Below are 13,594 nucleotides of genomic sequence, written 5' to 3' on the forward strand. Positions count from 1 at the left end.
TTTCTGGTTCTGTTACTTCCGTAGTTTCTGGCTGAGTCTCTTCTACGGTTTCCGCTTCGGTCTCTTCCACCAACTCTGCTTCTGTTTCTTCTACCGTTTCGGTATCCTCCACGACTTCTGTCTCAGACTCTTTTACAACCTCTGTTCCTGTCTTTTCTGCCACTTCTGTCACGGCCTCAAAACCTGCCACATTATCAGAGGTCCCAAAGCTGACAAACATACCTTCCTGATCTGGCATTCCGGTTTTAGGAACCGGTACTTGTACAGCGTCTGCTGACAGGCTGGCCATTTCCATGTCTGGTCCATCACTAAAGCTACCACCTGAATGGTCAATTCCATGGGATTTATAATCTTTATATTCACTTGAAGTTACTGTACGCCACTCCATGGGAATATCATCCGGGTGGCTTCCGTGAAGGGAATAGCCGGAAGCTGGAAGAAGCTCCTTTGCGGAATATTGATACTTCAATGATATAAAATCCTTATAAAGCTGATCCCGGTCTGCCTCTAATGCTTCCCTTTGTGTCCTTCCAGTTGGATCAATGGCATGAAAGAAACCACCTTCTTTTACACGAGCCTCACATTCCTTTACTCCTTCCAGCCATTTAGCCCATGCGGTATCGTGAAGCTCCTGATTATATTCCTCTACGGCTTCAATTTCATCTTCATTCGTCTGTTCCCCGGTCTCCTCATCATATTCCGGTTCCGGGACTTCCTCATACTCAATCACAGGAGCCGGATGACCGCTGCAATATCCTTTCTGATAGGTATAGCTTCTTGAATCATGATGTGCTACTTCACTATGGATATTTCCTCTGGAATCTACATAATGGAGTATTCCGTTGGAATCCGTGATATGCTCATCCGCATTACATGGATCATTTTCCGGATCAGACCAACGGTCAAACTGGGAACCGGAGGAATTACCCTGGTTATAAAGGTTAGCTACCGAATCATTCAGCCCTGTATCCCCATCATAGTTTAAGGCTATCCGTTCCTCATCATTTCCGCTATCCTCTTCCCATGATGCCCCAGTTAGGGAGCCTAAGTTGGAAGAATAATCTCCTGCTCTTCTTAAATCCAGATCCGTACTATCAAGTTGGGAATCATCAAACTTTTCTAAAATATCCCAATGAGTATCGGCTAGGGGCTTACCGGTTTCAGAATCAAAAGCATTAAGACCTACGTTATAATTGGCTCCAAAACCTTCTGTATGCTTATAGCGGTTTACTACCGCTGTGCCGGCTGCACCTGAGCCGACACGGACATGAACTTCTAAATCTTTATCCATCTTGGCGGCAAAATAAGTTTGTGATATATCAAAAGCATAGGAATTAGGATTAGATCCATATTGATTTCTAGTATAAAATTTAAATGTAGCAAGCTGTGCAGAGCCTAAGTCTTTTGCTAAGTCTGCCCCTATTTGACTTTGATTCGGCCAATAAAGAGTGGCTATTCCCGTTCCATCACTTGGCACTTCCCCAGTCATAGAAGTAAAAACCAATCCTGCATCCGTTGGTCCTGTAAAGGTCCAGTCACCGTATAGATCCTTTGCAGAAAGATGTTGGTAATAATCTTTTACTGCATTATTTGAGTATGGAATTGTAATGGTATAAGTATCTGAAGCATGATCCATCTTTGCAAAATAAACCGTTTCCTCACTATCCACATTAAATTGCTTAGTAATCGTTGCTGCATCCCATACATTTCCAAACATCCACTCTGCCCAGTTCTTACACCCTCTGGCTGCATATTTGGAATCAATCTGGGTACTGGTGAGCTGATTAAACACCGATCTATCACCTACAGAGTTTGGATTCATCTGTTTCAGAATGGCCTTATAGTCCCGTTTATTACGAAATACTTTTAAATCTGCGGTAAAGTCATCACCAGTAAATCCACAATCATCTGCAGCAATCCAGTTGATAACAGAAGCAACAATGTATTTTGCAGTTCCTGTATTAGCATCATTGCAAGCAGCTACACTTTCATTACGTCCCATGTAACTGGCGTAAACATTCATGAGAAAGTTGAACTTCTCTCTATTCTCATCCCCAACTTTTTTGGGAAATAAGTCTGGTCTTTTATCAGGTGTCCAATAATCATCAAGAAACGCCTGGCTGCCAAGATATATCTGAGCACTAGCAGTATGACCCGCTACACAGTAAAGAAACGTTTTGTCAAACTCATCATAGCCGCTCTCAGTTGAACTATTATTTTTTACCAAATATTGTTTCGCTCCTGCCGGGAAATTTCCATCTTCTACTGCCGATCCTAAATGAAAGTCTTTGGTTTCATACATTAGGCCAGTGGGAGCATATCCTTTACTATTTGCTTCCCCTCCATAAGAACTAGGATTCCAAGATACCCAGGCAGACGGTTCAATCGTCTGCGCATAATTTGCAAAGGATACCATATTTACCGGAACGTATGGGAGAAAAGCCATTGTCGCTAAAACCATGGCCATACAAGCAGCCGTCTTTCTCTTTAATTCAAGTCTCCGTAACCATTTCTTCATTTTATTTTCCTCTATTTGCAATAAAAAAGACTACCGATTATGTTTTAACCGATAGTCTTAAAAATTTTTATTCTATTAGCAGAATAATTTAGAAAAATGGATTTGGTGTATCGTATTTATGCTGCTCACTTGTTTCCACATCATAAACCAAGTATCCTATTGCAAAATTAACAAAACCATGCCACGTTGTAATATCATTAGGTTTTCTTGTCATTACCTTTCCATCTATTATAAGCTGGCCAAATTCATTAACCATATATCCATCTGGTGTAATGGTATTGGTATAGAGATACCCGTATTCATTGAAACAGTAGGCATATTTTAGTCCATCTTCTGTCCCATCTGGAGCTTGCATTAGCCAAAGCCATCGACTTGTTGTGCTACTACCATATTTATCAGTCCCATACCAATAATTACTTATCCCATGGTCATTTAAAATTTTTGATTTATCCTGGTGCCATACATCTGGTATATATGATTGTGTATTTGCATATTCTGTTAATCCCATTTCCGATCCATAAGAACAAACATGACCGTTTGCATGAATTAGAACTCCATTTTCATCTGTTTTAGAACCGCCAGCTAATATTGCATTTTTCATAAAGTTTCCATGTAAATCTTTTACATAGTAAATATAAGTATCTTTCTTTATCGCCGTTCCAGAATAGAAACTAAAATCCTTATTTTCCCATTCATTGGTTGTATATCCTGCTGGAAGCTTATCCGGAGTCCAGATAATTTCCGCGAATGCCGGCATTGCCATCGTTATTGAAAGTGCTGCTGATAATATTGCTCCTAATAATCTCTTTTTCATCTCAATTCCTCCCTTTCTATCTGAAACTATTAACTATAAGGTTCGCCCATAATAGGCTATTATTATTTTGTTGCTTCTTCAGGACCTCATTCATTTTATTTTCCATTCTCCAACGATGCAATTGTTCTTCATATAGGTTTAACGCTTCCTTCATTGTATCTGCTCTCCCACATTCAATTACTTCTGTAAGATAAGATGTAGCTAAAGGATAACGATATTTTTCAGGAATAAGACTGATAATCTCAATCTTCTCTTTAATAACACTTTCTATTCTCTGTTTTAACTCATTAGATCTTGCAACAGCTTTTTCCAAATCTTTTCTAGCTCTCTTAATTCCTAATAATAATGCTATTGGAAAATACAATATACCTATACAAATAGAAGATAAAAACACTGGTTTTATAATCTCATAAATAATTACTTTCTTGGGTTCTGGTGGCTCACTTGGATAAAGATAAATAGCACGACCTATCGCAAAGAAAAAAATTACTATGCATATAATAATCAAAGCAGGAATCCAACGAACTAGAACTTGCCCTGTCTTATACGCTGATTTTTTGAACCGTTTTACTACTTCTTCATTTTGGTGATAATAATAATTTGTTACCCACAATTCTTTACACCAATAACTGGCTTCTTTGATCTTATCTACTGTAATATTCATACTCAATCCCCTTAAATATTAATTAACATTTTAAAATTCATTATATACAACTTTGAAAACAGGTAATTCTTCCATATCTTTAATGATCCTGTTCATCTTTCTATAAATATAACTTGATTTCTGTTTTGCACCACAATGTTGGCAAACATTTGCAAGATATTTTTTGCTGATTCTTTCAGGAAACATTTTAAGCATTATATTATCCAAATCTTCATCTGAGCCAAACACCTTGATTGGATAATATTCAATAGTGGGATAACGCATATGGCGTATTTCACTCTCAAACGATTTATTTTCATTTAACCTTTTTTTATCCCATGGATAAATCAAATTCTCACCAGTTCCATCATCATATTTTGCGTATGTTAAAACTTCCGTTTTTTCTCTACAAGTATGACAGGTTCGTATCATTGAATATATGTAAATTTGATTTTTCCCTTCAACCACAGCTCTTTTAGGTTTCAAATATTCTTCTTTTAAAGCCTTAGCAGTCTGTTCTTCATAAGCATCTTGATTTATTCTTCTTTCACTCTCAATCATTTGAAAAACAGGCAACGCTTCCATCTTCTGAATAGCTTTATTTACCCACTCATATATAAAATATTCTCCCTGTTTAGCACCACAATACTGACAGATATTCATTGGATATCTTCTCTTTTGAGTCCCGCTATATTTTGTCTGAATTTTTTTCGGAAACTTTTTAAGCATCAATTCATCAATTTCCTTATCAGACCCAATAACTTTTATTGGATAATATTCAATACTTGGATTTTCCATATGATACATTTCGGCTTCTGGCGATTTATTTTTATTCAGTCTATTTTTATCCCACGGATAAACCATATCTTCATCGGTTCCATCATCAAACTTTATATAGGTTAGAATCTCTGTCATCTTACCACATTTTGCAGAATAACATTTTCTTTTAAACGAATACACAGGCATTAGATTCTTTTTATCATTCTCCTGAGTTTTAGGTTCTACATTCTCATCTTTTAAAATTTCAATATTTTTTTCATCATATTGGTATTCTTTCCCACCTTCAGTAAACTGAATGTGAATTTTCTTTTCTATTTTATAAGCCTCTCCTATTTCACCAGTCTTTTTATTTATAAATCTGACCATACTCTTTCCCCTTAAATCTCATATTTGACATCTCTGCAAATTAGTGCTATTCTAAAGATACAAAGGGTAGCCAACTCCACAGAGTGGCTTCCAAATTAGTTGTTTATTTCAAAAATAACCACATTCACTTGGTAGGCGGGGTGGTTATTTTTTTGTACCCTTGTCATTGCTATTCACGTATACAAGTATTGTAACGATTAGCGCTGCAATACTTATGATAACCATAAATTCTGCATATGTGCTCATACAATCACCACCTCCTTTCGGAGATGGAAACCACCCGGCAGTTTGACTACCCTAATAACTATAACATATTATGGGAAAATTTTCAATTTTTTCATTATTTTGTAACTAAACTTCTCTAATTTATAAAGATCGGAGAATTAGGATCATCTTTATTTGTTAACGAACGGAACTCAGTTCCGTTCATATCAGTTAATTGCTCACAAGAGGATATATAATATATCTAAGGTCTTATCTATTAATATGCAATTGGGATTTTATAGCTTCCTGTAACACTTGAGAAAAATTAATATCATGCTCCAAAGCAGCAGCATTTAGCCAAGCCGGAAGTGTTACAGTACGATTAACGGATCGATTGACTCGTGCCAAGCGAATGGAAGGCATATAAACGTCAATCAAAACCGCTCTTTCATTTTCTTGTACTTCTACTTGTGATAGTGGCGTAGGATCTGAAATATCCTCATCATCCTCCTCTAATCCATAAAGGACACAGCCAAGTAATTCTCTCGCTGAAAGAAAAGCATCATCATCATTATTTCCACTGGTAGCGCAATCCAAATCAGGAAATACTACTGCAATTTCCTTTCCTGGTTTATAAGTAAAAATAGCAGGATAAAAATAGCTTTCCGTTTTTTTTATGGTAAAAGGCCTCTTCTATTTATGTTTTATCAGGAGAAAATCAGGACTATTACTTGTCTCTGTAATGAGTGCCACATTGAACAATTCTTATTATGTCTCCGTCAATCCGATATACGATTCGGTTTTTATCGTCTATTCGTCTACTCCAATATGCTGATAAATCGCCAGCAAGCCGTTCAGGTTTTCCAATACCCTCATAGCCATTGCGATCAATATCTTTGATCAACTCCAAAATGCGCTTTAATGTTTTTCTGTCTTGACGCGTCCAATATTCAAATTCTTCCCATGCTTCATCAGACCATGCTTTAATCATCTAGCGGAACCTCGTGAATAGTACCGCCAGTAGTTTCCATCCGCTCTATTGATCTCCGCAAACGTGCCATGTTTTCATCGGAATAAAATGGATCATTCCCTGCTCTGGTTGTAACTGCAAATGGAAGTCCACCCTCTCGCACTGCCTGGCTAATAAATATATTGACTGCTGAAGAAATGTTCAGTCCCAAGGCGTTAAAAAGCTTTTCCGCATCTTCTTTTAGGTTATCATCCATTCTAATATTTATTTGTGCCATATCCAACACTCCTTTAATATATTTTATAATACTATTATACGCGTTTTGTATAGCACTTGTCAATATATGTATATCAAATTCTATATTTTGTATTTTGTGAAAATAACCAAGATACATACTATTGTTCTAAATCATGGTCACGATTACGTTGACCTTGTAAGTACTCTAATGTTCTATTCCTTTGTTTTAATTGGCTATTTTCCATACGAAGTTCTGTATTTTGACTTTTAAGCTGTTCTACTTCCTTACGAAAAGACTCCAGCTTTTCAACCATTTTATTAACTTCTGCAAAAATCAGTTTAATATCCCCACCACTATTCTGTGTATTAATATCAATCTTGGTGACAAATCCATTGATACTATCCAGCTTTTCCATTCCTGGAATCACCTTTGACCGCATATTTTTGTGGATATCGCTTGTATGTGATTCAATGTTTTTGAGTTCACTTCCTTTGGCTGATTTCACCTCTGCCTTTACATCTCCAACACTTTCCTTTATATCACTGATTGTTTTTGAATCGCACCTCCAACAATTATACCTGCCAGCACAGTTCCTCCGCTGCTGACAAGCGCTATTATTATCGGCTCTGATAATCCCGCTGAAACCACTTGTTTTTTCTCCCCTCTAGTCAATATTATTATCCAAGATGAAACTATTGGTAATACTACCAGAATAGCAAAAAAATCTCTGTCGGCAAGTCCGCTTGATGGCGAATCATAATTTCTCCAACTATCATTATTATAATTATCATACAAGTACTTACAATTAAAAATAGCACAGACAATTGAGAATTCCCAAATAGTGGAACTATTAACGTGTTAAAAATAATATATATGAGTGTTACTGTATTAAAAGGAAAAGTTACATAAAATTTTTTCATTTACGCTCCTCTTCAACTACATGAACGGAACTGAGTTCCGCTCATGCCACAAATGTACTAAATTCTCTTCTATCGGTTAACATATTCGGTTGTCAATGTACAAGTATCTTTCAATTTTTAAGTAACGGTGAACTTGGGTTTTCTTGATATTCTTTTTACATAATACTCAGGCACATCTACATACTCTCCCGTATTTAGTAAAACTCCTACCAATTTATCACTTGTCCCTATCATGATTCCGTAATTCATTCTATTTTCTAATGTCACCGATACCGGAATGTTTTTGTTTTTTTCTTTAGTAGTTAATTTCATCCGCTGCTCCTATGAATTAAAAGGAAGTCCTTCGTCTTCGACTCCATCAGGAATGTTCATAAATCCGTCACCTACGGCACTGGAAGGATCTGGTCTGGAATTATCAGCTGAATTACTTTTACTGTCAGCAAACTCCTGATCATCTACAATCACATCAAAGGTATAAACTTTGACACCTTCTTTGTTTGTGTAATTTCCAGTTTGAATTCTTCCGGATACCAAAATCCTCATTCCCTGACGAAAATATTTTTCCGCAAACTCCCCCGCCCTGTCAAATGCTACGCAGTTGATAAAATCGGCTGTCTGCTCATTACCGTCTTGATTTCTTCGTCCTCTCCGATCAATGGCAAGTGTATACCTTGCAACAGCCATTGATTTCTCTCCCTGAGAATACCTTACTTCCGGGTCACGAGTTAACCTCCCCATTAAAATTACTCTATTCATGTATTCCTCCTCTCCTCCCCTGCAAAAAGCAGAGGAGATAATTTTTTAATTACGCTTCATCTTTCCCGTTATATGAAATAGGTTCTACTCCGTAAGCTAAATATTGTAATGAAAAACTATCCATTTCCGTTAAAAGAGGTAGTATTTCGTTGAATTTCATTACACATGGTTCTTCATCTTCTATGGGATCTATGAACGTTTTACCTACACTTGATTCCCTTGTTATAGTACACTTATAGCGATCCCTGTTTTCCCAGCAAATGGTTCCAATCAAATCTTGTTCCTGTTGGTTTCTCTGGTAAAGATTAATAACGACCTCAACGTCCTTTCGTTCCATTCGAGCCGAAAAACTGGATTCATGACATTCTGCTTCCTGTTGGGTATTAAATGGTACCTGTATTGGAATTTCAAAGCTAATATCTCTCCCATTCTTCATTCGGTCCGAACATACCATAACAACCTGATATCCTATTTTCATACCGCTACCACCTCAACGGCCTTAATCCACTGCCCTTTCTCATTTACGGTATAGCCATCAGGAGTAACCGTGTTTGTTAAAAGTTTTCCTCTCGTTCCATCTGATACTGGGTTGAAATAATACCAAGTATCATCTATGTTCTGCCAGCCTGTAAGCATCTGTCCTTGGGTTCCATCGGAAGCAGATTTTAAATAATAGGTATTCCCATCTGCATCTGTCTGCCAACCAGTTACCATAAATCCGTCTTTATCAAACAGAAACCATGACGCCTGCTCTTGGCCGTTTCCTGCATACGGGTTACTAATATATGCCCATTCATCAGAGTAGGTCCGATCTGTAGCAAAAATCCATTTCCTGCTTGCCAGCTGTGTCCATGTACCGGTTACTGCACCTACAGGAGCTGCCGGCCCTTTGGTATTTCCAGCGGTTGTTACGCCTACGGAGCGTGCACCGCCTCCACCACCGCCCCCACTGCTACCACCGGAGGAATATGTCTGATCTACAACTTTAAAGGTAAGAATCACATGTACCGCATCTGATAAATTTCCATCACTGGATAAGGCATAAATATCAGCTGCGGCTGTTCCTGTATTGGACTGTTTGTTTATTGCTTCTTTTATCCAGCCAGCTGTCACTTCTTGATTGCTGTTTAGGACTACCGGTGTGACTGTTCCATTCTTGTCTACGGTTAGAATTCCATTGTCAGATGATTTCCATAAAACTGATTTCTCATTTGTGGAGTAAATGGCGGCTGCAAATGTTTTGCTTTCTCCTCCGCTCCAGGTAAGGGTTGGACTACTTCTTCCCGATTTCGTAAGTACCAGGTCAAACCGCTCCGTTTCCCGGTCTGCTTCGATGCACTCTGCCTGAAAGGTAAGTGTTATGCTGCAGGAGGCTATCTTTTTCCCGTCTGCTGTTACAGCGGTTATCTCTGCTGTTTTTTCTCCCTTGTATGGTGCTTTTAAAAGCGCTTCTTTGATCCAGACTGCTCCATCTACCGGAGTAACAGTCCCGCTCTGATCCACCATTACTGCTCCCGGATCGGAAGAGGTCCATACCACAGTCTCATTGTAAGGCTCATGCTCTGCGGTCCTTTCCAATACTGGAAGAACGATGGCTGTCAGCTTCTTTGTTTCAAAACCCGTCTTCCTTACCGTCTGGGAATTGATATCCCCAGCCTTCTGATATCCCAGGTTGTAGGAAAGTACTGTCTGGCTTAAGGTGATTCCCTCTGGTACAATTCTTGTCAGGTCATTGGTATTGAAGTTTACCTTTACCTGGCAGACGGCAGATGCCTGATTTCCCAGTTTATCTTTTCCGACCACCGTTATCGTTGCTTCTCTGCTTCCGCTTCCCTGTATTTTCTCGTAACTATCATTGTTTCGTATTCCATCATCGGTAGCCATGATATCTTTAATCCACTTAGCTTCCTTGATGGCAGAAATGGAAGCTTCCCGGTAAGCCTGCGCATCCTGAGATACGGTAAGGACGGCTGGATCAGAGCTTGTCCAGGTTACTTCATCTTTGGAAAAGTAATCCGGGGTAAAGGTTGCGGTCAGGGACTGGGGAGCCGTTACTGTTATCTTTTCCTCCGGTGCTGTCCGGTCCCCGGTTAAAGTCCTCGTAACTGTATAGGTTAAAGCTGTCTTATCAAGTACTGCCCCTTCTGTTGCTACTAACGTATTATCAATGATCTGAAAGGTGACATTGATCCGGCAGTTATCGGTACAGGGTTTTCCTTCAAAGGAAGTTGAGGGTCTGGTCTCAGCTGTCAGTACTGCAACTCCCCCATTTTGATGCCCTGCACCGTAAATGGTATTTGGAATCTTATACTGATAACTTTCTTCTGCCTGTTTCTTTTCCGCTTCTTGAATAATATCCGTAAAAAAGGCAGCTTCCATATTCAATGAGATACTGGCCGATTTCGCTGTATAGCCATCCGTTTCCTCATCATCGTTTTTCGCAAGACGGATTAACTCCGGATCATCAATGCCCCACTTCACCCGGTTATCGAATACATCATTATTCGCATCAATAAGGGCGGATATATTCACCGGCTGAACCTGGGTTCCCTGCTCTAACGCACCGTTAATATACCGGGCAATCAGCTTTCCTTCCTTATTCCGGATCTCCATGGTCTTCGATGGATTCTTCCGGTTTCCGGTTCTTGTCTGAATCACTTGAAAGGTATAGGTTTCCGGATTTACATTGATGGAAACTGCCACCTTTTTATATACAGCCGAGACGCTTACATCTTCTGACGGCATGGTAAATGTATAGGAATGGCTGCTGTCTGAATATGTGGTGTTCTTTTTATTCCCCTCTATATTGATGTAAGTAGGACTTCCCACCATCTGAAACTTTTCTGTATCTGTATTGTTGGGAGAGGTTGTAATACTTACCACGCTGCCGGCAGCAATAGCTGCCCGGTTCTCCTTATCAATGGTTTTTGAATACTGGGAACTTCCTCTTACTTCCATGGATGCGATATCATAAAAATTCTGACCGTTAGCAACGGTATCAATCTGATCTACCGTGAGCAAATACCCTCTTACTGGGCGGCCCAGGGAATTAGGCGCAAAATGATCTAACGTATAGTCCCCGGTTTCCTCATCCTTGACAGTCAAGATTCCATTTTCCAGTTCTTCGTAAAAGTACTGATCAGAAATGGATTTTTTTGTACCGCCTTGTACCAGTGTGTAGTAAAGATCTCCGGAATGCCAGTATCCAATATGAGCTTCATAGGTATAATCGTTATCATCAATGATCTCTGATCCGCATACATTGGCACTAATCTTGCTTTCGGTATCTGCAAATAAATAGGCTACATCATCAATGAAATTAAAGTTCGTTGCTGCTCCCTGTCTGGTGCCAATGAAAGTTCCTTCCCTTGCCATGGAGCCAAGCTGAGAGTTACCAATGGTTCCCTCAAAGCGTGCTACCTTTAATTTCCCGGATGCATATCTTCCAGTGATACCACCAATGGCCGTAGAATGATAACCGCCGATGGTTCCACTAACATGAGTGTTAACAATATCTGTTGCATTCTGATATCCCACGATTCCACCGATGTATCCGGTTCCCTGAATTCTTGCCGTGGTCCCATCACCGGTAGAAACTTCACAATCCACGATAGACGAATTAGACGCGATCCCGGCGATTCCACCGGCATAGATCACATCCGTTCCATCCGTTGCATCAATCATCACCTTTTCACAGATGGCATTCTCAATCACGCTTCCGGATAGTTCCCCTACAATTCCTCCAGAGATTCCGGTGGAACTGATATAAGCATTTTTAACGGTTATATTTTTTATAATGGAATCTTCTGCGTAGCCGGCTACCACTCCGGTCCGGTCATTGCCCTTGATCTCACTGCTGTCCGGGACAATGATCATATTTTCAATCACTGCATCCTTTATGGAACCAAAAAGTCCAACGTTGCTATAATCAGCAAAGGAGGTAAACTTTATATTTTTAATAGTATATCCGTTTCCGTTGAAGTTCCCAGAGAACGGATAGGGAACCTCTCCGGAGTTTTCTGTGGAATCCCGGTAAAATCCAATGGGAATCCAGTTGACTCCCTGCAGGTCAATATTGCTGCCAAGGGCAAAGTAACACCCCGAATAATCTCCTGCGTAATCAGCACCTTCTGCATCAGGCACGGTCATACCCATAGCTGACAGTTCGGATAATCCCATAAGCTGTGCTTTTGTTTTAATCAAATATGGCTTTTCCTCTGTTCCTTCTCCCTGACTTTCGCTTAAAAATTCAAAGCTTGTCTTACCGGACCAGGAATCCCAGATATCTCCAAGAGAACTGGACGAAGGGACCGAAGAGAGAAGGGAAGGTGCTAACGCTTTTTTTACATCTGTAAAAGTAGGCTCTACTGCTTCAGACGGCGTGGCAGTATCTACTGGGTCCTCTACTGGCATTTCAACCATTTCCGGATCTGCTGTGGGAATCTCTTCCGGTTCCACTCCTGGCAGATCTTCTTCCTTATTGACTTCTTCACCCTCTGTTTCTGTATCACGACTTGCTTCAGAAGGTGTGGCCACTAAACTATAACTTTTTGTTTCTGTCCTCGTTTCCGCATATACCGCCCAGGGCGGTACTGCAGTTACTGTCAGGGCGGCACACATAACGTATGCCAGCCCTCTCACATATTTTTTTCTCATTGCTCCTCCTGTTTATTTTTCCAAACTCCATCCTCATCTACCATATAACCGTCTGGAGTCCTCTCATTTTGATACATTGATCCATAAGGCTTTCCGGGCTTTGTTTTATCGTATTTCCAGCCATTCGGATTACTACCGCTAGGATTACTTCCAAAATAAGTTTGTGACTCATTCTGTTTTGTAAAGTAATACCATTTATGATCAATGAGCTGCCAGCCGGTCAGCATCTTAGTCGTAGCAGGATCAAAGAAATATCTCTTATCATCCATTGGTTCGTAATTCCAACCACTCAATGCGGCTCCAAACCTGTCTCCCGGTTCCTTGTTAAGCTTATACCAGGTCTTATCACCTTCCAGATACCAGTCGTAATTTAACTTTCCTGTTTCATCAACATGGTACCAGTCCTTGCCATCGCCAACCCATTCATTCTTTGCGGCCGTACCATCTGGCTTTGTGTAGGTGACTTCAAGAGGATCATTCGGATTTACAGTAAAAGTTCCTCCGGTATCAGGTACCGCTGGTTTTGCTGTGCTGTCAATAATGGGTGTGGGAGGAACGGTTATTATCTCCTCTTCCTCTCGATCCTCTGAATCCGGTTTTATTGGTTCTGGGCTTGTAGGTTCTGGGTTCGTAGGTTCCGGATCAATATCACCATTATCAATCTTTTTATCATCAGAAGTTCCTATCTCCCCATCGGGGCCACTCGACCAATGCTCCGGATTTTCCCAG

13 protein-coding genes and 1 pseudogene are annotated in these 13,594 nt (G+C 39.9%); all 14 read right to left on the reverse strand.

Annotated features, from left to right (window positions below; all coding sequences use genetic code 11):
* Positions 1-2,518 (reverse strand): hypothetical protein (locus tag RZO55_RS02685; RefSeq protein WP_318062753.1); only part of this gene is annotated, 2,518 nt, incomplete at its 3' end.
* Between the two features lie 88 nt (positions 2,519-2,606).
* The gene (locus tag RZO55_RS02690; RefSeq protein WP_318062754.1) at positions 2,607-3,332 is read right to left on the reverse strand and encodes a hypothetical protein; all 726 of its coding nucleotides are present in this window, start codon (positions 3,330-3,332) and stop codon (positions 2,607-2,609) included.
* A gap of 16 nt (positions 3,333-3,348) precedes the next feature.
* Positions 3,349-3,996 carry a hypothetical protein gene (locus RZO55_RS02695; protein WP_318062755.1) on the reverse strand — a complete coding sequence of 216 codons (648 nt, stop codon included), beginning with the start codon at positions 3,994-3,996 and terminating at the stop codon, positions 3,349-3,351.
* Between the two features lie 30 nt (positions 3,997-4,026).
* On the reverse strand, positions 4,027-5,121 hold the full coding sequence (locus RZO55_RS02700) for a hypothetical protein (protein WP_318062756.1): 1,095 nt from the start codon (positions 5,119-5,121) through the stop codon (positions 4,027-4,029).
* Positions 5,122-5,595: 474 nt separating this feature from the next.
* Positions 5,596-5,922 carry a type II toxin-antitoxin system HicB family antitoxin gene (locus tag RZO55_RS02705; protein WP_336624249.1) on the reverse strand — a complete coding sequence of 109 codons (327 nt, stop codon included), beginning with the start codon at positions 5,920-5,922 and terminating at the stop codon, positions 5,596-5,598.
* 130 nt (positions 5,923-6,052) lie between these two features.
* Positions 6,053-6,316 (reverse strand): Txe/YoeB family addiction module toxin, encoded by a 264-nt coding sequence (locus RZO55_RS02710; RefSeq protein WP_318062757.1) that lies wholly within the window; start codon positions 6,314-6,316, stop codon positions 6,053-6,055.
* The gene (locus tag RZO55_RS02715; protein ID WP_318062758.1) at positions 6,309-6,689 is read right to left on the reverse strand and encodes a type II toxin-antitoxin system RelB/DinJ family antitoxin; all 381 of its coding nucleotides are present in this window, start codon (positions 6,687-6,689) and stop codon (positions 6,309-6,311) included. The genes RZO55_RS02710 and RZO55_RS02715 overlap by 8 nt, the downstream gene beginning before the upstream one ends.
* 1 nt (position 6,690) lies before the next feature.
* Entirely contained in the window at positions 6,691-7,038 is a 348-nt protein-coding gene (locus tag RZO55_RS02720) for a coiled-coil domain-containing protein (protein ID WP_318062759.1), read from the reverse strand.
* Between the two features lie 29 nt (positions 7,039-7,067).
* Complete coding sequence (locus RZO55_RS02725) at positions 7,068-7,328, reverse strand: hypothetical protein (protein WP_318062760.1); 261 nt, start codon at positions 7,326-7,328, stop codon at positions 7,068-7,070.
* A gap of 242 nt (positions 7,329-7,570) precedes the next feature.
* Complete coding sequence (locus RZO55_RS02730; protein ID WP_318062761.1) at positions 7,571-7,765, reverse strand: hypothetical protein; 195 nt, start codon at positions 7,763-7,765, stop codon at positions 7,571-7,573.
* A gap of 9 nt (positions 7,766-7,774) precedes the next feature.
* On the reverse strand, positions 7,775-8,209 hold the full coding sequence (locus tag RZO55_RS02735; protein ID WP_318062762.1) for a single-stranded DNA-binding protein: 435 nt from the start codon (positions 8,207-8,209) through the stop codon (positions 7,775-7,777).
* A gap of 49 nt (positions 8,210-8,258) precedes the next feature.
* Positions 8,259-8,687 (reverse strand): hypothetical protein, encoded by a 429-nt coding sequence (locus RZO55_RS02740; protein WP_318062763.1) that lies wholly within the window; start codon positions 8,685-8,687, stop codon positions 8,259-8,261.
* Positions 8,684-12,865: a hypothetical protein gene (locus RZO55_RS02745; protein WP_318062764.1), complete on the reverse strand. Its 4,182-nt coding sequence runs from the start codon at positions 12,863-12,865 to the stop codon at positions 8,684-8,686. Before RZO55_RS02745 ends, RZO55_RS02740 begins: the two co-directional genes overlap by 4 nt.
* Positions 12,862-13,594: pseudogene (locus tag RZO55_RS02750) on the reverse strand (hypothetical protein); the annotation flags it as partial. The gene RZO55_RS02745 and the pseudogene RZO55_RS02750, both read right to left, overlap by 4 nt.

The organism is Clostridium boliviensis, from assembly GCF_033342255.1.
Taxonomy (GTDB): domain Bacteria; phylum Bacillota; class Clostridia; order Lachnospirales; family Lachnospiraceae; genus Lacrimispora; species Lacrimispora boliviensis.

Excerpts from the sequence above, each read along its gene's own strand:
- RZO55_RS02690 (WP_318062754.1), bottom strand. The coding sequence starts at position 3,332 with ATGAAAAAGAGATTATTAGGAGCAATATTATCAGCAGCACTTTCAATA.
- RZO55_RS02700 (WP_318062756.1), bottom strand. The coding sequence starts at position 5,121 with ATGGTCAGATTTATAAATAAAAAGACTGGTGAAATAGGAGAGGCTTAT.
- RZO55_RS02745 (WP_318062764.1), bottom strand. The coding sequence starts at position 12,865 with ATGAGAAAAAAATATGTGAGAGGGCTGGCATACGTTATGTGTGCCGCC.
- RZO55_RS02730 (WP_318062761.1), bottom strand. The coding sequence starts at position 7,765 with ATGAAATTAACTACTAAAGAAAAAAACAAAAACATTCCGGTATCGGTG.
- RZO55_RS02695 (WP_318062755.1), bottom strand. The coding sequence starts at position 3,996 with ATGAATATTACAGTAGATAAGATCAAAGAAGCCAGTTATTGGTGTAAA.
- RZO55_RS02735 (WP_318062762.1), bottom strand. The coding sequence starts at position 8,209 with ATGAATAGAGTAATTTTAATGGGGAGGTTAACTCGTGACCCGGAAGTA.
- RZO55_RS02740 (WP_318062763.1), bottom strand. The coding sequence starts at position 8,687 with ATGAAAATAGGATATCAGGTTGTTATGGTATGTTCGGACCGAATGAAG.
- RZO55_RS02715 (WP_318062758.1), bottom strand. The coding sequence starts at position 6,689 with ATGTATCTTGGTTATTTTCACAAAATACAAAATATAGAATTTGATATA.
- RZO55_RS02710 (WP_318062757.1), bottom strand. The coding sequence starts at position 6,316 with ATGATTAAAGCATGGTCTGATGAAGCATGGGAAGAATTTGAATATTGG.